Here is an 18,774-nt window from a genome sequence, read left to right as displayed (position 1 = left end):
GTCAGCTCAGGCGTCGGTGACGGGCAGGTGCTTGTCGACCGCTTCTCGCAGGGCCTTGCCGGGCTTGAAGTGGGGCGCCAGCTTCTCGGGGATCATGACCTGTTCGCCGCTGCGCGGATTGCGGCCCACACGGGGCGGGCGGCGGCTGATGGAGAAGCTGCCGAAGCCGCGGATCTCGATGCGGTGGCCGCGCGCCAGCGCGTCGCTCATGGCGTCGAGGATGGTCTTGACGGCGAACTCGGTGTCGCGCTGGGTCAATTGGCCAAATCTTTCGGCGAGCACGGCGACGAGGTCGGAGCGGGTCATAAGCGGAGCGGCTTGTCGGTCTTGGAATTGAAACAGGCCCGCTGGCGAGGCCGGCGAGCCTGTGGGGAGCATACCCGGCCTTCAGCGAAATGCTTCAGGCCGGGCAGTTCAACCGAGGGCTTAGTTGCCCTGGTTGTCCAGCTTGGCGCGCAGCAGGGCGCCCAGGCTGGTGGTGCCGGCGTTTTCACGCTCGCTCGACTGGCTCAGGCGCTGCATGGCTTCCTGGTTGTCGGCGTTGTCCTTGGCCTTGATGGACAGCTGGATGTTGCGGGTCTTGCGATCCACGTTGACGATGATGGCGGTGACTTCGTCGCCTTCCTTCAGCACATTGCGGGCGTCTTCCACGCGGTCGCGGGAGATTTCCGAAGCGCGCAGATAGGCCATCACGCCGTCAGCCAGCTCGATCTCGGCGCCGCGCGGGTCGACGGTCTTGACCTTGCCGGTCACCGAGGCGCCACGGTCGTTGATCGTGGTGTAGGCGGTGAAGGGGTCGCTGTCCAGCTGCTTGATGCCCAGCGAGATGCGCTCGCGCTCGACGTCCACGGCCAGCACGACGGCTTCGACTTCCTGGCCCTTCTTGAAGTTGCGAACGGCGGTTTCGCCGGTCTCGTCCCAAGACAGGTCGGACAGGTGCACCAGACCATCGATGCCCTGGGCCAGGCCCACGAACACGCCGAAGTCGGTGATGGACTTGACCGGACCCTTGACCTTGTCGCCGCGCTTGACGTTCTCGGCGAACTCTTCCCACGGGTTGGCCTTGCACTGCTTCATGCCCAGGCTGATACGGCGCTTGTCTTCGTCGATTTCCAGGACCATGACTTCGACTTCGTCGCCCAGCGAGACCAGCTTGCTGGGGGCGATGTTCTTGTTGGTCCAGTCCATTTCGGAGACGTGCACCAGGCCTTCGATGCCCGGCTCGATCTCGACGAAGGCGCCGTAGTCGGCGATGTTCGTGACCTTGCCGAACAGGCGGGTGCCGGTCGGGTAGCGGCGGGCAACGCCGAACCAGGGGTCGTCGCCCAGCTGCTTGATGCCCAGCGAGACGCGGTTCTTCTCGGCGTCGAACTTCAGGACCTTGGCCGTCAGCTCTTGACCCACCGTCACCACTTCGCTCGGGTGACGGACACGGCGCCAGGCCATGTCGGTGATGTGCAGCAGGCCGTCGATGCCGCCGAGGTCCACGAACGCACCGTATTCGGTGATGTTCTTGACCACGCCCTGGACGATCGCGCCTTCCGACAGCGTTTCCAGCAGCTTGGCGCGCTCTTCACCCATGGAGGCTTCGACCACGGCACGACGCGACAGCACAACGTTGTTGCGCTTGCGGTCGAGCTTGATGACCTTGAATTCCATGGTCTTGCCCTCGAACGGGCTCATGTCCTTCACCGGGCGGGTGTCCAGCAGCGAGCCGGGCAGGAAGGCGCGGATGCCGTTGACCAGGACGGTCAGGCCGCCCTTGACCTTGCCGGAGACGGTGCCGGTGACGAAGTCGCCGGACTCCAGGGCCGTTTCCAGGCTCAGCCACGAGGCCAGGCGCTTGGCCTTGTCGCGCGACAGGATGGTGTCGCCGTAGCCGTTTTCGATGGCGTCGATGGCGACGGAGACGAAGTCGCCGACTTGGACTTCCAGTTCGCCCTGGTCGTTCTTGAATTCGTCGATGGGCACATAGGCCTCGGACTTCAGGCCGGCGTTTACGACGACGAAGTTGTGCTCGACACGAACGACCTCAGCGGAGATCACTTCGCCGGCGCGCATGTCGGAGCGCTGCAGCGACTCCTCGAACATGGCGGCAAAGGATTCCATGCCGGAGGCTTGGGCGGTTTGGGATTGGGACATGTTGATGGATCCTGATGCGCCGCCGAAAGCGGCGCTGCGGTGCAGGCGAACCTGCGGGTTAGTTTGTTGAGTTCCGCCGGTCACGAGGAACTTGCATTCCTCTGCCTGTCGGACTGGCGTCCGATGGAGGCCGGCGGGCCCTGGCTTCTCAGGCCTGGGCCATTCTGGCAATCGACATTCCCGCGAGGGTTGCGACGTCAGAACGGCCTGCGTTGTTGCCACCAATCCAGCACCTGGGACACCGATTCCTCGATACCCAGCGCCGAGTTGTCCAGCAGCAGCGCGTCTTGCGCAGGAGCCAGAGGTGAGGCCGAGCGGTTCTTGTCCCGTTCGTCCCGCGCCTCCAAATCTTCGCGCAAGCCTTTGATATTAGCCGAAATCCCTTTGGAAATCAATTGCTTATAGCGGCGTTCGGCACGCGTGGCGGCGCTTGCCGTCAGGAATACCTTCAGGGGGGCGTCCGGGAAGAGGGCCGTGCCCATGTCGCGGCCGTCGGCGACCAGTCCGGGCAGGCGCCGGAAGCTCAATTGCAGCTCGTGCAGTGCCTGGCGCACCGGCGTGTGCACGGCCACCTGGGAAGCGAGCAGACCGGTGGCCTCGGCGCGCAGCCGGGCACTGACGTCTTCCTCGCCCAGGAAGACATGGCCGTCGCGGAAGCTGAGCTGCAGCGTCGGCACGATGGCGGCGACGGCCTCGCCGTTGTCCAGGTCCAGGCCGGCACGGCGGGCGGCCAGACCGGTCACGCGGTAGAGCGCGCCGGAATCCAGCACCTCGAAGCCCAGGGCCTTGGCCACCTCATCCGCCAGCGTGCCCTTGCCGGAGGCGGTCGGGCCGTCGATGGTGATGACGGGGATGTCCTCAGCCCGGGCCATGACGACGCCGAACAGCGTCTCGAAATAGTCGGGGAAGGTCTTGGCGACGCAGTGCGGCTCGAGGATGCGCACCGGCACGGTGTCGTCAGTGACCAGGCCGTTGAAGGCGGCCAGCGAGAAGCACATCGCGACGCGGTGGTCGTCGTAGGTGTGGATGGATGCAGCCTTCCAGTCGCGCAGCGGCTGCACGCGGATCCAGTCCGGGCCTTCCTCAACGGTCGCACCCAGCTTGCGCAGTTCGGCCGCCATGGCGGCGATGCGGTCTGTCTCCTTGACGCGCCAACTGGCGATGTTGGTCAACGTCGTCGGGCCGTCGGCGTACAGCGCCATGACGGTCAGCGTCATCGCCGCATCGGGGATGTGGTTGCAGTCCAGCGTGATGCCCTTGAGCGGCCAGGCGCCACGGCGGACTTCCAGCCAGTTGGGGCCGGTCTTGACCTCGGCGCCCATGGCGGCGGCGGCTTCGATGAAGCGCACATCACCCTGAAGCGACTCGCTGCCGACGCCTTCGATGCGGATGGGCGTGTCGACGGCGGCAATCGCGCCCAGGCCGACGAAATAGCTGGCCGACGATGCGTCGCCCTCGACGAAAACCTCGCCCGGCGAGCGGTAGCGGCTGCCGGCAGGGATGACGAAGGCTTCCCAGGCCTCGCGCTTCACCTCAATGCCAAAGCGCGCCAGCAAGGCCAGCGTGATCTCGATATAGGGCTTGGAGATCAGCTCGCCGATGACCTCGATGCGGATGTCACGCTCGGCCACCAGGGGCAGGGCCAGCAGCAGGGCAGTCAGGAACTGGCTGGACACGTCGCCGCGCACGCGCACCGGCGTGTCGAGCCCCAGTGCTGAAGGGCCGCGCAGGCGCAGCGGCGGGTAGCCGGGGTTGCCGAGGTCGTCGATTTCGCAGCCCAGGCCGCGCAGCGCGTCGACGAGGTCGCCGATGGGTCGCTCGTGCATGCGCGGCACGCCCGACACCTCGAAGCTGCCGCCTTGCGTGGCGGCCAGAACCGCCAGCGCGGCGGTCAGCGGACGCATGGCCGTGCCGGCATTGCCCAGGAAGAGCTGGGCTTCCTTGGCGCGCAACCGGGCACCCAGGCCGTCGATGACGATGGCTTCGCCTTCGCGCCACACGCCGCAGCCCAGGGCGCGCAGCGCCTCCAGCATGACGGCCGTGTCGTCGGACGCCAGCAGGTCGCGCACGATGGTCTTGCCCTCGCTCAGCGCCGCCAGCAGCAGCACGCGGTTGGAAATGCTCTTGGAGCCGGGCAGGCGCACCATGCCCGCTGCGCCACGCAAAGGCGGCAGGTCGAGAAAGGGGATCTTGAACATCACTTGCCGGCCGGGCGGCCGGGAGGAGGAACGGGAGGCGGATTGCCCCAGGCCAGGCGGCCTTCGGAGATGGGACGCAGTGCGACTTCGAGTGCCGTGGCGTCGCCCGCTTCGATCAAGGCTTCGAGCTGGTCCAGCATGGTGCGGAAACGCTTGGACTGGGCCAGCACCTCGTGCTTGTTGGCCAGCAGGATGTCGCGCCAGACAGCCGGCTCGCCGGCGGCGATGCGCGTGAAGTCGCGGAAGCCCGGCCCGGCCAGACTGAGATAGTCGCGCGCGGCCGGTTGCTCGGCGATGGCCTGAAAGTAGGCAAAGGCCAGCAGATGCGGCAGATGGCTGACGGCCGCAAACGCGGCGTCGTGGTTGTGCGGCCGCATCTTCAGCACCGTGGCGCCCAGGGCCGACCAGACATCAGTGGCGCGCTGCACGAGCTGCGGATTGGTGAAGGGCTGGGGCGTCAGGATGACCTGACGACCTTCATAGAGATTGGCCTCGGCATGCTGGACGCCGCCCGACTCCTTGCCGGCTATTGGGTGGCAGGGCACGAAGCTCGATGCCCGATCGCCCAGGGCGCGGCGCGAAGCCTCGATGACGTCGCATTTCGTCGAGCCGACATCCATGAAGAGGACGCCCGGGTTGACGAGGTGGCGAATGGCCTTCAGCGTACTTTCGGTGGCCGACACCGGTACCGCGATCAGAACGATGTCCGAGCCCGACACGGCCAGCAGCGCCGATTCGGCAGCGACATCGATGACGCCGAGCTTCTTGGCCTGCTCGGTCGTCGAGGGCGACTTGCTGTAGCCGACGACGCGCTTGACCAGGCCGGCCTTCTTCATCGCCAGCGCGAAGCTGCCACCCATCAGGCCGCATCCGATCACGCCGAGCTGGTTGAACATCGTCAGACCTCAGTTTTTGACTGGGTAGGCACCCAGCATCTTGAAGAAGGCACAAAGCTCGCGCAACTCGGCCAGCGCGTTGGCGACGTGGGGCTGGGTCGGGTGGCCGTCGAGGTCGATATAGAAGTAGTAGTCCCACTGGCCGGTGCGGGCCGGGCGCGACTCCAGGCGGGTCATGGACACGCCGTGCTTCTTCAACGGTACCAGCAGATCATGCATGGCGCCGGGGCGATTGGGCACGGAGACCACCAGGCTGGTGCAGTCGCGGCCGGTGGCTGGCGGCGTTGCCATGGTCTGCGGCAGGCAGATGACGGCGAAGCGCGTGCGGTTGTAGGCCTCGTCCTGGATGGCGTGGGCCGTGATGTGCAGGCCGAAAAGGGTGGAGGCGCGGTCGCTGCCCAGGGCCGCCCAGGCCGGGTTGGTGGCGGCCAGGCGCGAGCCCTCGGCATTGCTGGACACGGCGCGGCGCTCGACATCGGGCAGGTGCTTGTTCAGCCAGTTCTGGCATTGCGCCAGGGCCTGCGGATGCGCCAGCACGGCCTCGATGCCGTGCATGGACGGCTCCTTGCGCATCAGGTTGTGGCGGATCAGCAGGCTGACTTCGCCGACCACATGGCAGGGCGTGTGCAGAAAGAGGTCCAGGGAGCGGGTGACCACGCCCTCGGTCATGTTCTCGACGCCGACGACGCCGAACTGCGCGCTGCCGCTGGCCGTCGCGTGGAAGACCTCGTCGAAGTTGGCGCAGTAGGTCATGTCGGCTGCGCCGCCGAAATATTCCAGCGCGGCCTGCTCGCAGAAGGTGCCCATTGGTCCCAGCACGGCGACGCGCTGCGGCGATTCCAGCGCCAGGCAGGCGGACATGATCTCGCGCCAGATGGCCGAGACATGCTCGGCCTTCAAAGGGCCGGGGTTGGCGGCGCGGATCTTGTCGATGACCTGGGCGACCCGATCCGGGCGGAAGAAGGGCGTGCCTTCGGCGCGCTTGATCTCACCGACCCGCTCGGCGACGCGGGCGCGCTGGTTCAGCAGGTCCAGCAGCTGCTTGTCCAGACCGTCGATCTGGTCGCGCAGGGCGAGCAGGGCCTGGGAGGCGACGGGTTCAGCCATGGCGGGCCTCGAAATCCTTCATGAACGACACCAGGGCCTGCACGCCCTCCAGCGGCATGGCGTTGTAGATGGAGGCGCGCATGCCGCCCACCGATTTGTGGCCCTTGAGCTGCAGCAGCCCGGCCGTCTTGGCCTCGGCCAGGAAGGTCTCGTTGAGCTTCTCGTCCTTCAGGAAGAAGGGCACGTTCATGCGCGAGCGGCAGCTCGCATCGACGCGGTTCTCGTAGAAGCCGGAAGCGTCCAGTGCCGCATAGAGCAGGCCGGCCTTGTCGATATTGCGCTGCTCGATGGCCGCCAGGCCCCGCTTGCCGGCATATTCCAGGCCCTTGACCCACCGGAACACCAGGCCGGCGACGTAGATCGCAAACGTCGGCGGCGTGTTGTACATGGAGTTGTTGGCCGCCACCGTCTCGTAGTTGAAGGCCGTGGGGCAGATGGCCATGGCATGGCCGAGCAGGTCTTCGCGCACGAACACCAGCGTCACGCCGGCCGGGCCGATGTTCTTCTGCGCGCCGCCGAAGGCCAGGCCGACCCGGCTCCAATCGATGGGGCGCGACAGCATGTGGGACGAGCAGTCGATGACCAGGGGCACGCCGTTGTCGACGCGGGGCAGGTCATGGAACTCGACGCCATCGATGGTCTCGTTGGTGCAGACGTGCACATAGGCGGCGTCATCGCGCAGCTGCCAGTCGCGCGGGATGGTGCGGCCATTGCCTTCGGCCGCGATGTGCACGTCGGCATAGCGGCGCGCCTCGGCCGCGCTCTTGCGCGACCAGGAGCCGGTGACGACGACATCGACCTTGGCACCGCGGCTCAGGTTCAGCGGCACGATGGCGTTCTCGCTCAGGCCGCCGCCCTGCATGAACAGGATGCGGAAGTTGGCCGGCACGGCGAGCAGCTCGCGCAGGTCGGCCAGGGCGGCTTCGAGGATAGCGCCGAACTCCTTGCCGCGGTGGCTCATCTCCATGACGCTCATGCCGCTGCCATGCCAGTCCAGCATCTCGCTGGCCACCCGTTGCAGCACCGGTTCCGGCAGGGTCGCAGGGCCGGGGGAGAAGTTGAACGGGCGGGCAGAGGTCATCGAGATGGGAGGGCTACTTCTTGGGTGCTGGGGCCGGGGCTGCGGGCTTGGGTGCGGAGGCGCCGGGTGCCGGCAGGCCGAGTTGCTTGGCAATGTTGGCGTTCAGCGTCTTGAAGCGGCCGTCCAGAGTCGGGCCGGCTTCGGTGAGGACCTTCTGGGCGACCGCCTTCTGCAATTCCGCATTGGCCATGCCGAACTTCTGGCTGACCGGTGATTCTCCCCAGGCCAGGATCTGCTTCAGTTCGTCCTCGTTGAAGCGTTCATCCAGCAGGGCCGAAGCCGTCGACGGCACGGCCTTGGAGATCTTGTCCTTCAGGTAGGGCACGTTCTCGTCGACGAACTTCTTCAGTTCAGCGTCCATGGCCTTGGCCGTGGCTTCGCGCTTCTCGGCAGGAACCTGCTGCAGCGCGGCGCGCCCGCCCTGGGTCAGCTGGGACAGCGGGCCGTTGATGATGTTGGCGGTCAGGCCGTCGGCCATGCCCTGCGTCTGCAGCGCGACGATCTTGTCGATGAGCACCTTCTTGGCCGGCGAGGGATCGGCCAGGGCGGTGCCGGCGGCCAGGGCCAGGGCGAGGGCCAGGCCCAGCTTGCGAGAAGTCATGTCAGTCCTTGGGAGCTTCAGGGGTGTCGCCTTCCGCCTCGCCGCCTTCGGCGTTGGCATCGGCTTCATTGGCGTCGTTTTCGACGATGCGCTGCAGGCCCGACAGCTTGGCGCCGTCGTCCAGGGCGATCAGTGTGACGCCTTGCGTGGCGCGGCCGAGTTCGCGGATCTCGGCGACACGGGTGCGCACCAGCACGCCCTTGTCGGTGATCAGCATGATTTCATCCTCCGGGCGCACCAGCGTCGCAGCGACGACGCGGCCGTTGCGCTCGCTCTGCTGGATGGCGATCATGCCCTTGGTGCCGCGGCCATGGCGGGTGTACTCGACGATGGAGGTGCGCTTGCCGTAGCCGTTCTCGGTGGCTGTCAGCACGCTCTGGGTTTCGTCTTCGGCCACCAGCATGGCGATGAGGCGCTGGTCGGGCTCGAGCATCATGCCGCGCACGCCGCGGGCGGTGCGGCCCATGGGGCGCACATCGTCCTCGTCGAAGCGCACGGCCTTGCCGCCGTCGCTGAACAGCATCACGTCATGGTGGCCATCGGTCAGCGCGGCGCCGATCAGGTGGTCACCCTCGTCCAGGTCGACGGCGATGATGCCGGCCTTGCGCGGGTTGCTGAAGTCCTTCAGCGAAGTCTTCTTGACCGTGCCCATGGCGGTGGACATGAAGATGAAGTGATCCTCAGGGAAGCTGCGGAACTCGCCTGTCAGCGCCAGCACCACGGTGATCTTCTCGCCAGCCTGCAGCGGGAACATGTTGACGATGGGCTTGCCGCGCGAGTTGCGCGAGCCCTGCGGCACTTCCCAGACCTTGAGCCAGTAGACGCGGCCGCGATCGGAGAAGCACAGGATCCAGTCGTGGGTGTTGGCGATGAAGAGCTGGTCGATCCAGTCGTCTTCCTTGGTCGCCGTCGCCTGCTTGCCGCGGCCGCCGCGGCGCTGCGAGCGGTATTCGCTCAGGGCCTGGCTCTTGATGTAGCCGGTGTGCGAGAGCGTCACGACCATGTCGGTCGGCGTGATCAGGTCCTCGGTGCCGAGTTCCTGGGCGTTGTGCTCGATGACGCTGCGGCGGGCGCCCAGCTTGGTCTGGCCGAACTCGGTCTTCAGCTGCGTCAGCTCGTCGCTGATGATGGTCGTGACGCGCGAGGGCGTGGCCAGGATGTCGAGCAGGTCGGCGATCTCGGCCATCACTTCCTTGTACTCGCCGACGATCTTGTCCTGCTCCAGGCCCGTCAGGCGCTGCAGGCGCATCTGCAGGATTTCGCCGGCCTGCGCTTCGGACAGGCGGTACAGGCCGTCGGCCTGCATGCCGAACTCGGCTTCGAGGCCTTCGGGGCGGTAGGCGGCGCTGCCGCCTTCGGCACGTGCCAGCATCTCGCGCACCAGCGACGAATCCCAGCTCTTGGCCATCAGCGCGGCCTTGGCGACCGGCGGCGTCGGCGAGGTCTTGATGGTCTCGATGAACTCGTCGATGTTGGCCAGGGCGACGGCCAGGCCTTCCAGCACATGGCCGCGTTCGCGGGCCTTGCGCAGTTCGTAGATCGTCCGACGGGTCACCACCTCACGGCGGTGCTCCAGGAACACGATGATCATGTCGCGCAGATTGCACAGCTTGGGCTGGCCGTCGACGAGGGCGACCATGTTCATGCCGAAGCTGTCCTGCAGCTGGGTCTGCTTGTAGAGGTTGTTCAGCACCACCTCAGGGACTTCGCCGCGCTTGAGCTCGATGACCACACGCATGCCGGACTTGTCGGACTCGTCCTGGATGTGGCTGATGCCCTCGATCTTCTTTTCCTGCACCAGCTCGGCGATGCGCTCGAGCAGGGTCTTCTTGTTGACCTGGTAGGGGATCTCGTCAACGATGATCGACTGACGCGAGCCCTTGTCGATGTCCTCGAAGTGCACCTTGGCGCGCATCACCACGCGGCCGCGGCCGGTGCGGTAGCCGTCGCGCACGCCGGCCAAGCCGTAGATGATGCCGGCGGTGGGGAAGTCGGGCGCCGGGATGATCTCCATCAGCTCGTCGACGGTGCACTCCGGGCTCTTCAGCGCGAACAGGCAGGCGTCGACGACTTCGTTCAGGTTGTGCGGCGGAATATTCGTCGCCATACCCACGGCAATACCCGCAGCACCGTTCACCAGGAGATTTGGCAAACGGGTCGGCAGAACCAGGGGTTCCTTATGGCTGCCGTCATAGTTGGGCCCGAAATCGACGGTTTCCTTGTCGATGTCGGCCAACATTTCGTGAGCGATTTTGTCGAGACGAATCTCGGTGTATCGCATCGCCGCGGCGTTATCACCGTCGATGGAACCGAAGTTGCCCTGGCCGTCGATCAGCATGTGGCGCAGGCTGAATGGCTGGGCCATGCGCACGATGGTGTCGTAAATGGCCGAGTCGCCGTGCGGGTGGTATTTACCCATGGTCTCACCCACGGCCTGCGCAGACTTGCGGTACTTGGCGTTGTAGGTGTTGCCCATCTCGTTCATCGCGTACAGCACGCGACGATGGACAGGCTTCAGGCCGTCACGGGCATCGGGCAGGGCGCGTCCCACGATCACGCTCATCGCGTAGTCGAGATAGGAGCGGCGCATCTCCTCCTCGAGGCTGATCGGCAGGGTTTCCTTGGCGAACTGGGTCATGCGCAGCGTTGCACGCGCCTACATGGGCGCGGCGTCCTTGGAGGTAGGTGAAAGGCGCGAATTCTATGCGGCCCGCCACCCTGTAGCAGCAGCGCAACATCGTCACCATGGCCATGAACGTAGGCCCCCACAATGCGTTCGTCTCGGTGCCCCCATGGCACAATCGTCGAGTCCCTAGGAGAAACCCTAAAGTCTCTCCTGAGGTTAGAGGTTGAGTACTGACTCTCGCAGGGCAACTGCGGCATTCCTTGAGAGGAGAATCATGAAGAAACTGAATCGTGTGGCGTCGCTGTTTGCGGTGGCCGCTGTCGCCGTTGCTACGTCTGGCGCATCGGCCCAGGCTATCGACAACTGGCGCGCAACCGACGGCACCGTCTGGAAGAACGGCACCAACGAATATTGCTGGCGCGACAATTTCTGGACGCCGGCAACGGCTGCCAAGGGCTGCGACGGCGAAATCAAGCCGGCTCCCGTGGCTCCGGCTCCGGCCGCTGTGGCACCCCCGCCGCCGGCCCCCGCCCCGATTGCCCCGAAGCCCGTGACGCCGCCGCCGCCGGCTCCGGTCAGCGAAAAGGTCACCTTCGCCGCTGACGCCTTCTTCGACTTCGACAAGTCGACCCTGAAGCCCGAAGCCACCGCCAAGCTGGATGACCTGGTCAGCAAGACCAAGGGGATCAACCTGGAAGTCATCATCGCCGTCGGCCACACCGACTCGGTGGGCAGCGATGAGTACAACCAGAAGCTGTCGATCCGCCGCTCGGAAGCCGTCAAGGCCTATCTGGTGAGCAAGGGCGTCGAGCCGAACCGCGTCTACACCGAAGGCAAGGGCGAGAAGCAGCCCGTGGCCGACAACAAGACCGCCGAAGGCCGCGCCAAGAACCGCCGCACCGAGATCGAAGTCGTCGGTACGCGTAACAAGTAAGCTCTAGCGCCCTCGGGCGCTTTGCGCAAAGCCCCGCCGGCCCGCCGTCGGGGCTTTTCTTTTTCCTGATTCCGTCATGACGATCAACGCCGACCCGCAAGAGCTCGCCAAATTCGGCGAACTGGCCCACCGCTGGTGGGATCCCGAGAGCGACTTCAAGCCTCTGCATCAGATCAATCCGCTGCGCCTGGGCTGGATCCAGCAGCTCTGCCCGCTGGCGGGCAAGCGCGTCGTCGACGTGGGTTGCGGCGGCGGCATCCTGAGCGACTCCATGGCTCGGGCCGGCGCCCAGGTGCTGGGTATCGACCTCTCGACCAAGCCGCTGCGCGTGGCCGAGCTGCATGCGATGGAGGCGGGTACCGAAGGCGTGGAGTACCGCGAAATCGCCGTCGAGGCACTGGCGGCCGAGCAGCCTGCCAGCTTCGACGCGGTCACCTGCATGGAAATGCTGGAGCACGTGCCCGACCCCGCTTCGGTCGTGCGCGCCCTGGCCACTCTGGTCAAGCCGGGCGGCTGGGTTTTCCTGTCGACGCTGAACCGCAACGCCAAGGCTTTTCTGCTGGCCATCGTCGGCGCGGAATACGTGCTGCAGATGCTGCCCAAAGGCACGCATGAGTACGCGCGTTTCCTGAGGCCATCGGAGCTGTCGCAGTTCTGCCGTGATGCCGGGCTGGAGCTGCAGGCCAGCCGCGGCCTCGGCTACAACCCCTTGACCCAGCGCTACAGCCTGGGCAGGGACACCGACGTGAACTATCTGCTGGCCTGCCGCCGTCCCGCTTGAATTTGAAGCTCGCCGCCCCCTGGTCGCATCTGCGTGCCGTGCTGTTCGATCTGGACGGCACGCTGATCGACAGCGCCGCCGATCTCGCCGCGGCCGCGAATGCGATGCGTGCTGATCGAGGCATGAGTACGCTGCCTCTTTCGCAATACCGGCCGCATGGTGGCTCGGGTGCACGCGGCATGCTGAGCCAGGCCTTTGGCATGGCGCCGGCCAAGAGGGCTACGAGGAACTCAAACGCGAGTTCCTCGACCGCTATGAGCTGCTCATGTACGACAACACCCGGCCGTTTACGGGTATCGAAGCCGAGTTGCTTGGGCTGGCCGCCGGGGGCTTGGCCTGGGGCATCGTCACCAACAAGGCAGAGCGCTTTGCCTTGCCGCTGGCCAAGGCCCTGGGCCTGTTTGCCGGAGCCGTCGTTGGGGGCGACACGACGGGGCACACCAAGCCGCATCCGGCGCCCCTTCTTGAGGCTGCAAGGCGGCTGGGCGTTGTGCCTGAGGCCTGCCTCTACGTCGGGGATGACGAGCGCGACATCCTTGCGGGTCGCGCCGCGGGCATGGCGACGGCGGCTGCGGCCTGGGGCTACCTCGGCCAGGGTGGCGAATATCGCCACTGGAAGGCGGACATCGAGTTGTCGGCGCCGGGCGAGCTCTTGAAGTGGCTCGGACTGGCCTAAACTACGGTTTCTCTGGGGCCGACTTGGTTTCGACGTGGGTGCGGATCCGGAGTAGGGCATGCCGAGCACCAGTCCGCTCGTAAAACCACTGGAAACACAGTAACTGCAAACGACTCTACGTTCGCACTCGCCGCTTAATTGCGGATGAGCTTCTCAACGGCAGGCCGATGGGCCGGGCTGAGTTCCGCAAGGGGCAAGGCTGAGAAGTCACTCACATCGGCTGGCGTCATACCGGGTCACTCGGTGCGGCGCGAGATCAAGTGACTGGCGGGAAAGCTAGCGTGCCACTGCGCGAGTTGACCGTGAGATCCAAATCAGCCGGCTAAGCATGTAGATCTGCCCGGTGATGGCTTGCGGACGGGGGTTCAATTCCCCCCGGCTCCACCATCCAAGCAAAAAGGCCCGTGTCACCGACACGGGCCTTTTTCATTTCGTGTGCGCCGGGGTGAATTGAACCCCCGTCCGCACCGTCAGTTGAACCCTTGCCCGCGGATCAAGCCGACGGCCAGGCCCTCGATGCTGAAGCTTTCGCTGTGTTCATTGACCAGGATGGGCTCGAAATCGGGGTTCTCAGGCAGCAACTCGATCCCCTCGGGGCCACGCTTGAAGCGCTTGACGGTGACCTCTTCACCGACACGGGCCACGACGATCTGGCCGTTGCGAGCCTCCTTGGCCGACTGCACGGCGAGCAGGTCGCCGTCGAGGATGCCGATGTCCTTCATGCTCATGCCCTTGACCTTCAGCAGGTAGTCGGGCTTCTTGGAGAACAGGCTGGGTTCGACGCTGTAGGTCTGCTCAACATGTTCCTGCGCCAGGATGGGCGCGCCGGCGGCGACGCGGCCGATCAGTGGCAGCGTCAATTGCGCGAGACTGGGGATGGGCAGGCTGAACTGGCGGGCGCGGTTGAGGGCGCTCAGCATCTCGGATTTGAGGCGGATGCCGCGCGAGGTGCCGCCGACGAGTTCCAGCATGCCCTTGCGGGCCAGGGCCTGCAGATGTTCTTCGGCCGCATTGGCGGACTTGAAGCCCAGCTCCGCCGCGATCTCGGCGCGGGTCGGCGGGGCACCGGTGCTCTCGATCGCCTTGCGGACCAGGTCGAAGATCTGCTGCTGGCGGGCGGTAAGCTTGGGTTGGTCTTGCACGGGCGGCCTCATGTTTGGGCTGGAAATTTGTCCAGCACCTGTATTTTTGTCCAGGAAACCAAGAAATTGCAAACCCTTGATCGTTTGATCGTCATTCTGGGTACCGGCGGCACGATTGCCGGGACCGCCAAAACCGCCAGCGACGGCGTGGGATACACGGCGGCGCAACTGAGCGTCGGGGACTTGCTGGCGGCGGTGCCGGCCTTGTCGGGCCAGAAGCTGGAGGCGCATCAAGTCGCCCAGCTCGACAGCAAGGACATGGATTTCGCGACCTGGCAGAAGCTGGCCGTCGCCGTGCAGCAGCAGCTGGACCGGCCCGAGGTCGCCGGCATCGTCATCACCCATGGCACCGACACGCTGGAGGAGACGGCCTATTTCCTGCACCGTGTGCTGGCGCCGGCCAAGCCGGTGGTGTTGACGGCGGCCATGCGCCCGGCAACGGCGCTGGCGCCGGACGGGCCGCAGAACCTTTTCGATGCGGTGCAGGTGGCTGCCGCAGAAGGCGCCCGAGGTGTCGTCTTGGCCTTTGCCGGCCGTGTGCACGACGCGGTCCAGGTGCGCAAGACACACAGCTACCGCGTCGACGCTTTCGAGTCGGTCGATGGCGCCTTGGTGGCGCGGGTGGAGGAGGGGGGCGTGCGCACGGTCGGCCGTTGGCCGACGGGTGAAGCCCTGGGCCTGGCGCGCATTGCCGCACCGGCCGAGCGCTGGCCACGCGTCGAGATCGTCATGAACCATGCCGGCGCGGATGGCAGCGTCGTGCGCGCGTTGTGGGCCGGTGGCATCGACGGCCTGGTGGCCGCGGGCACCGGCAACGGCACACTGAGCCGTGGCCTGGATGCGGCCCTTCGCGAAGCCCAGGCGGGAGGCGTGCGCGTCGTCCGCAGCACGCGCTGCGACGCCGGCCCGGTGATGGAGCTGGCGGGCCTGCTGCCCAGCGCGGGCGCCCTGAGCCCGGTCAAGGCCAGGATCGAGCTGATCCTGACCCTGCTGGCCGAGGCCTGATCAGCCGCGGCGGCGACGGGCGATCAAGCCCACCGCGCCGAGGCCGGCCAGCAGCAATGCGTACTGGCTGGGTTCGGGCACGGCCGCGATGGTCTGGTTGACCAGGTTGCCTTCGAAGGCGAAGACGTAGAACTGGTTGCCATAGGCGACGGCCGTGTTGCTGCCGTTCGGTACGGCCGTGGCCAGGAAGTCGTTGTCGTTGGCCAGATACAGCGTGTGCATGGTCTTGCCGTTGACGGTGACGTCCTGGCCGAAGGCGATGCCTTCGAGCTTGGACGGGATGTTGGCGTCGGAGATGCCGGCGGCATTCAGCGCGGCGCGGATGTCCAGGAACTTGCTGCCGACGATGGCGGCGCCGGGCTGGGTGCGCAGGTCGGTGATGCCGCTGACCTCGGTGGCGCCGGTCAGGTCGATCTTGACGAGCTGCTTGACGGCGGCCTTGGAGCCGGGGGCGCCATCGCCCATGCCCTTGCCGTCGCGCTCCAGCACGACGAGCTCATGGTCGTTCAGGGCCAGCAGCTCGCTGCTGTTGTAGGCCTTGCCGTTGATCTGGTTGTCGAAGGCGAACTGGCTGACCGCGCCGGTGGCGATGTCGATCTTGACGATGCGGTTGTAGCGGCCGCCATCGCCGCCGTCCTGGGCCAGCGGGCTCTGCACGAAGCCGAACAGGGTCTTGCCGTCGGGCGAGATGGCCAGGCCTTCCATGCCCTTGTTGGCGACGCGGCCCGTGGTGTTGCCGGAGATCTCGGCGGCGCCCGAGCTGCTCAGGTTGGACACGGCGAAGCTGTTCGGCAGCGTGTAGGTGCGCAGGCGCTGGCCGGTGGCGCGGTCGAACTGGTAGACGTAGGGGCCGTACTCATCGGAGATGAAGACGCTCTTGCCGTCGTTGGAGACGCGGATGCCTTCGGGGTCGAGACGGGCGTTGTTCGGGTTGGTCGACAGGCCGGCAGCGAAGTTGTCGGAACGACCGGAGAAGTACTGGGTGCTGCCCGCGGTCAGCGTGTTGCTGTTGACGATGCCGGTCAGCGTCGGCGCCTTGGGACCGTAGTTCAGCGCCGTGGTGCTGGACAGCAGCGTGGTGGACTTCAGCGTCGGTGTGAGCGTGTAGGGCAGGGCGGAGCCGGGGGCTGCGGCAACGAGGTCCAGCTGCACCGTCTGGAAGCGGCTGATGAAGGAGGTCGTGTTGTCCAGGCTGGAGGCGCCCCAGTCATTGGCGTTGGGGCCGCGGTCGGGCAGGGCCAGGAAGGTGTTGCCGCCGGCCCAGGCCAGGCCGGAGCCCATGCCGCCGAGCAGGTTGGCAGCGAGGCCGCTTTCGAGGTTGTAGTTCAGGCCGGAGAGGTCGCTCAGCGAGCCGCTGAGATTGCCCATGCCGATCAGCACCGGCTCGGCCGCGCGAGCTTGGGCGGCCAGGGCCAGCAGGGCGCTGGCGATAGCGGTGGTCAGAAAGGGGCGCATCGCGGGTCTCCGGGTGGTTGGAAAACCCGCGATGCTCGCTGGCGGCCGTGACGCCAGCGTGACGGATGTCACGAACCGGCATCAGCCGGCCCAGGGACTCAGACGATGGTCAGCGACACGTCGACGTTGCCGCGCGTGGCGTTCGAGTAGGGGCAGACCTCGTGGGCGGTCTTGACCAAGGCTTCCAGGGCGGCGCGGTCCATGCCGGGCACGGAGATCTTCATGTCGACCTGGATGCCGAAGGCGCCCGGCTTGTTGGCATGCGGGCCGATGGCGACGTCGCTGGTGATGGACACCTCGGCAGGCAGGGCGATCTTCTGCTTGCCGGCGACGGCCTTCATGGCGCCGATGAAGCAGGCGGAATAACCGGCTGCGAACAGCTGCTCGGGGTTGGTGCCGGGGCCGCCGGCGCCGCCCAGTTCCTTGGGCGTGGACAGGGTCACGTCGATGGCGCCGTCGGACGACTTGGCGGTGCCGGAACGGCCGCCGGTGGCGGTTGCGGTGGCGGTGTAGAGGGCTTTTTCGATGGCCATGGTGGGCTCCTGGGTGGGGGTCGGTGGGTGAAAGAAATCAGGCGGCCGCGTCGGCGGCCTTGTTGAGTTGCTGGCGCAGCTGGGTGAGGCGCTGCGTCAGCGCGATGACCTCGTCCAGCTCGCAGGCCGTGGCGCAGGCGAGATGGCCGGGGATGTCCAGGGCCAGCTCGCGCAGTTGGCGGCCCTGGGGTGTCAGGAAGATGTCGACACGGCGCTCGTCATCGCTGGCGCGGCGGCGCTCGATATGGCCGAGCGACTCCAGGCGTTTCAGCAGCGGCGTCAGCGTGCCCGAGTCCAGCGACAGGCGCTGGCCAAGTTGGGAGACGCTCAAGCCCTCGATCTCCCACAGCACCAGCATGACGAGGTATTGCGGATAGGTCAGGCCCAGCGGCGCCAGCAGCGGCTTGTAGATCTTGGTCATGGCCAGCGAGCTGCTGTACAGCGCAAAGCACAGCTGGCGGTCGAGCTGCAGCCATTCACCGCGGGGATCGACGGTGGGGGTGGGGGTCTTGCTGCGTGCCATGGGAGTTAATGTAGTCAACAATTCAATTGCACACAAGCTAAATGGTCTTTATGCATCGTCTCTTGAGCGACAGCGACGCTAGGGTGATCTGCGAGGATGCGCCACCCCCAATCGAACAACGACAAGGAGAGAAATGATGCTGATGGTCGCAACCGTGCTGGCAGCCCTGGTGGCGCTGCTGCATCTGTACTTCCTGGTGCTGGAGATGTTCTTCTGGACCAAGCCGCTGGGCCGCAAGGCCTTCGGGCTGGACAAGGACTTCGCCGAGCGCAGCAAGGCGCTGGCGGCCAACCAGGGCCTTTACAACGGCTTCCTGGTGGCGGGCCTGGTCTATGGCCTGGTGCTGGGCGCCGCGGGTGCGGGCAAGCCCTGGCTGGTGTTCTTCCTGGGCTGCGTCGTCGTGGCCGGCGTGTTCGGCGCGGCCACGGCCTCCAAGAAGATCCTGTTCGTGCAGGCCATTCCCGGCGCCGTCGCGCTGGCGGCGGTGCTGGCCATTTGAGCGATGTATCCGGCGGCCATGCCGCCGGGCGTCAAGAACGCTTGTGGGCCTGCGGCGCGGCGCAAGCTACTTGCGGCTCAGCTTCATGGTCCGACCGTCCTTGAGCGTTGACTGCAGCGTCTTGCCGTCAACGATCTTGAGGGTCGCGGTCTCGTCAAAGCAGCCCTTCAGCACCTTCGCGCCCTGGATGGCGATGACCATCTCGGTCGCCGTCTGCGACACCACGGAAACCGGAATGTCCCGGTTCGCGCACTGATCGATGGTGGTGTAGTTCACCTTCTGCTCGTAACGCATGGTGCCGCCGCTCTTCGCGATCGTCAGATCGACCTGGATGTCGCCAGCGCTGGGGCTCGTCGCCGGACCGCTCCATTTCCCGTCAAACGTCTGCGCAAACGCGAAGGACGTGAAGAGCACCAGGAGCGAGGCAAATTTTGCTGAGGTACGCATGTGATCTCTCTTGGGTTGGTAGGAATGCACCGCCAGGCTTGAACGCCCGACAACGGAGGTCCCAAGCGTTGACTTGGGCGTCTTCAGCAGCAGCGCCGAACATGCGTTCGCCGCACACCGCCACCGGT

General features: G+C 66.1%; 16 protein-coding genes, 1 other RNA gene and 3 pseudogenes. 6 read left to right on the top strand and 14 right to left on the bottom strand.

What is annotated here, in order from left to right; translation table 11 throughout:
* Positions 1-6: 6 nt before the first annotated feature.
* From ACS5PN_RS04680 to gyrA, 8 genes are all read right to left on the bottom strand, one after another.
* Positions 7-306 (bottom strand): integration host factor subunit beta, encoded by a 300-nt coding sequence (locus ACS5PN_RS04680; protein ID WP_056202110.1) that lies wholly within the window; start codon positions 304-306, stop codon positions 7-9.
* A gap of 120 nt (positions 307-426) precedes the next feature.
* Positions 427-2,142, bottom strand: coding sequence for a 30S ribosomal protein S1 (gene rpsA, locus ACS5PN_RS04675; protein ID WP_439462770.1), 1,716 nt, complete (start codon positions 2,140-2,142; stop codon positions 427-429).
* Between the two features lie 197 nt (positions 2,143-2,339).
* Positions 2,340-4,340, bottom strand: coding sequence for a bifunctional 3-phosphoshikimate 1-carboxyvinyltransferase/cytidylate kinase (locus ACS5PN_RS04670; RefSeq protein ID WP_439462769.1), 2,001 nt, complete (start codon positions 4,338-4,340; stop codon positions 2,340-2,342).
* A complete protein-coding gene (locus ACS5PN_RS04665; protein ID WP_439462768.1) occupies positions 4,340-5,236 on the bottom strand; it encodes a prephenate dehydrogenase in 897 nt (298 codons plus the stop codon). Before ACS5PN_RS04665 ends, ACS5PN_RS04670 begins: the two co-directional genes overlap by 1 nt.
* A 9-nt stretch (positions 5,237-5,245) precedes the next feature.
* Positions 5,246-6,343, bottom strand: coding sequence for a prephenate dehydratase (pheA, locus tag ACS5PN_RS04660; protein WP_439462767.1), 1,098 nt, complete (start codon positions 6,341-6,343; stop codon positions 5,246-5,248).
* The gene (gene serC, locus ACS5PN_RS04655) at positions 6,336-7,424 is read right to left on the bottom strand and encodes a 3-phosphoserine/phosphohydroxythreonine transaminase (protein ID WP_439462766.1); all 1,089 of its coding nucleotides are present in this window, start codon (positions 7,422-7,424) and stop codon (positions 6,336-6,338) included. The genes pheA and serC overlap by 8 nt, the downstream gene beginning before the upstream one ends.
* A 13-nt stretch (positions 7,425-7,437) precedes the next feature.
* Positions 7,438-8,025 carry a DUF2059 domain-containing protein gene (locus tag ACS5PN_RS04650; protein ID WP_439462765.1) on the bottom strand — a complete coding sequence of 196 codons (588 nt, stop codon included), beginning with the start codon at positions 8,023-8,025 and terminating at the stop codon, positions 7,438-7,440.
* Between the two features lies 1 nt (position 8,026).
* Positions 8,027-10,663: a DNA gyrase subunit A gene (gyrA, locus tag ACS5PN_RS04645; protein WP_439462764.1), complete on the bottom strand. Its 2,637-nt coding sequence runs from the start codon at positions 10,661-10,663 to the stop codon at positions 8,027-8,029.
* Between the two features lie 262 nt (positions 10,664-10,925).
* Between gyrA and ompA the strand changes: the two genes are divergently transcribed.
* The 4 genes and pseudogenes from ompA (at position 10,926) to ssrA (ending at position 13,429) form a co-directional block, all read left to right on the top strand.
* Positions 10,926-11,585, top strand: coding sequence for an outer membrane protein OmpA (gene ompA / locus ACS5PN_RS04640; RefSeq protein WP_439462763.1), 660 nt, complete (start codon positions 10,926-10,928; stop codon positions 11,583-11,585).
* Positions 11,586-11,661: 76 nt separating this feature from the next.
* Positions 11,662-12,366, top strand: coding sequence for a bifunctional 2-polyprenyl-6-hydroxyphenol methylase/3-demethylubiquinol 3-O-methyltransferase UbiG (gene ubiG / locus ACS5PN_RS04635; protein WP_439462762.1), 705 nt, complete (start codon positions 11,662-11,664; stop codon positions 12,364-12,366).
* A gap of 2 nt (positions 12,367-12,368) precedes the next feature.
* Positions 12,369-13,042 (top strand): annotated as a pseudogene (locus tag ACS5PN_RS04630) (HAD family hydrolase).
* 14 nt (positions 13,043-13,056) lie between these two features.
* Positions 13,057-13,429, top strand: a transfer-messenger RNA (tmRNA) gene (gene ssrA, locus ACS5PN_RS04625).
* 83 nt (positions 13,430-13,512) lie between these two features.
* On the opposite strand, the gene lexA is transcribed toward ssrA, so the two are convergent.
* Entirely contained in the window at positions 13,513-14,184 is a 672-nt protein-coding gene (gene lexA / locus ACS5PN_RS04620; RefSeq protein WP_439462761.1) for a transcriptional repressor LexA, read from the bottom strand.
* A gap of 84 nt (positions 14,185-14,268) precedes the next feature.
* Between lexA and ACS5PN_RS04615 the strand changes: the two genes are divergently transcribed.
* A complete protein-coding gene (locus ACS5PN_RS04615; protein ID WP_439462760.1) occupies positions 14,269-15,189 on the top strand; it encodes an asparaginase in 921 nt (306 codons plus the stop codon).
* Here ACS5PN_RS04615 and ACS5PN_RS04610 read toward each other — a convergent pair.
* The 4 genes and pseudogenes from ACS5PN_RS04610 to ACS5PN_RS04595 all read right to left on the bottom strand — a co-directional run.
* A pseudogene (locus ACS5PN_RS04610) lies at positions 15,190-15,276 on the bottom strand (PEP-CTERM sorting domain-containing protein); the annotation flags it as partial.
* A gap of 111 nt (positions 15,277-15,387) precedes the next feature.
* Positions 15,388-16,470: pseudogene (locus ACS5PN_RS04605) on the bottom strand (esterase-like activity of phytase family protein); the annotation flags it as partial.
* Between the two features lie 272 nt (positions 16,471-16,742).
* A complete protein-coding gene (locus ACS5PN_RS04600; RefSeq protein ID WP_439462759.1) occupies positions 16,743-17,177 on the bottom strand; it encodes an organic hydroperoxide resistance protein in 435 nt (144 codons plus the stop codon).
* Between the two features lie 37 nt (positions 17,178-17,214).
* Positions 17,215-17,700 (bottom strand): MarR family winged helix-turn-helix transcriptional regulator, encoded by a 486-nt coding sequence (locus tag ACS5PN_RS04595; RefSeq protein ID WP_439462758.1) that lies wholly within the window; start codon positions 17,698-17,700, stop codon positions 17,215-17,217.
* Positions 17,701-17,836: 136 nt separating this feature from the next.
* Here ACS5PN_RS04595 and ACS5PN_RS04590 point away from each other — a divergent pair, with 136 nt between their 5' ends.
* Entirely contained in the window at positions 17,837-18,199 is a 363-nt protein-coding gene (locus ACS5PN_RS04590) for a DUF1304 domain-containing protein (protein ID WP_439462757.1), read from the top strand.
* 66 nt (positions 18,200-18,265) lie between these two features.
* Here the strand turns inward: ACS5PN_RS04590 and ACS5PN_RS04585 are convergent, their stop codons facing one another.
* Positions 18,266-18,646 (bottom strand): hypothetical protein, encoded by a 381-nt coding sequence (locus ACS5PN_RS04585; protein WP_439462756.1) that lies wholly within the window; start codon positions 18,644-18,646, stop codon positions 18,266-18,268.
* Between the last annotated feature and the right edge of the window lie 128 nt (positions 18,647-18,774).

Source organism: Roseateles sp. NT4 (assembly GCF_051857475.1).
Taxonomy (GTDB): domain Bacteria; phylum Pseudomonadota; class Gammaproteobacteria; order Burkholderiales; family Burkholderiaceae_C; genus Pelomonas.
The sequence above is the reverse complement of the archived record's forward strand: the minus strand, read 5'-3'. Positions and strand labels throughout refer to the sequence as shown.

Bases quoted from the DNA above. Each gene is read 5' to 3' on its own strand.
- pheA (WP_439462767.1), bottom strand. From the start codon at position 6,343: ATGGCTGAACCCGTCGCCTCCCAGGCCCTGCTCGCCCTGCGCGACCAG.
- ACS5PN_RS04595 (WP_439462758.1), bottom strand. From the start codon at position 17,700: ATGGCACGCAGCAAGACCCCCACCCCCACCGTCGATCCCCGCGGTGAA.
- ACS5PN_RS04665 (WP_439462768.1), bottom strand. From the start codon at position 5,236: ATGTTCAACCAGCTCGGCGTGATCGGATGCGGCCTGATGGGTGGCAGC.
- rpsA (WP_439462770.1), bottom strand. From the start codon at position 2,142: ATGTCCCAATCCCAAACCGCCCAAGCCTCCGGCATGGAATCCTTTGCC.
- ACS5PN_RS04590 (WP_439462757.1), top strand. From the start codon at position 17,837: ATGCTGATGGTCGCAACCGTGCTGGCAGCCCTGGTGGCGCTGCTGCAT.
- gyrA (WP_439462764.1), bottom strand. From the start codon at position 10,663: ATGACCCAGTTCGCCAAGGAAACCCTGCCGATCAGCCTCGAGGAGGAG.
- serC (WP_439462766.1), bottom strand. From the start codon at position 7,424: ATGACCTCTGCCCGCCCGTTCAACTTCTCCCCCGGCCCTGCGACCCTG.
- ACS5PN_RS04650 (WP_439462765.1), bottom strand. From the start codon at position 8,025: ATGACTTCTCGCAAGCTGGGCCTGGCCCTCGCCCTGGCCCTGGCCGCC.
- ompA (WP_439462763.1), top strand. From the start codon at position 10,926: ATGAAGAAACTGAATCGTGTGGCGTCGCTGTTTGCGGTGGCCGCTGTC.
- ubiG (WP_439462762.1), top strand. From the start codon at position 11,662: ATGACGATCAACGCCGACCCGCAAGAGCTCGCCAAATTCGGCGAACTG.
- ACS5PN_RS04670 (WP_439462769.1), bottom strand. From the start codon at position 4,340: ATGTTCAAGATCCCCTTTCTCGACCTGCCGCCTTTGCGTGGCGCAGCG.
- ACS5PN_RS04600 (WP_439462759.1), bottom strand. From the start codon at position 17,177: ATGGCCATCGAAAAAGCCCTCTACACCGCCACCGCAACCGCCACCGGC.
- ACS5PN_RS04680 (WP_056202110.1), bottom strand. From the start codon at position 306: ATGACCCGCTCCGACCTCGTCGCCGTGCTCGCCGAAAGATTTGGCCAA.
- ACS5PN_RS04585 (WP_439462756.1), bottom strand. From the start codon at position 18,646: ATGCGTACCTCAGCAAAATTTGCCTCGCTCCTGGTGCTCTTCACGTCC.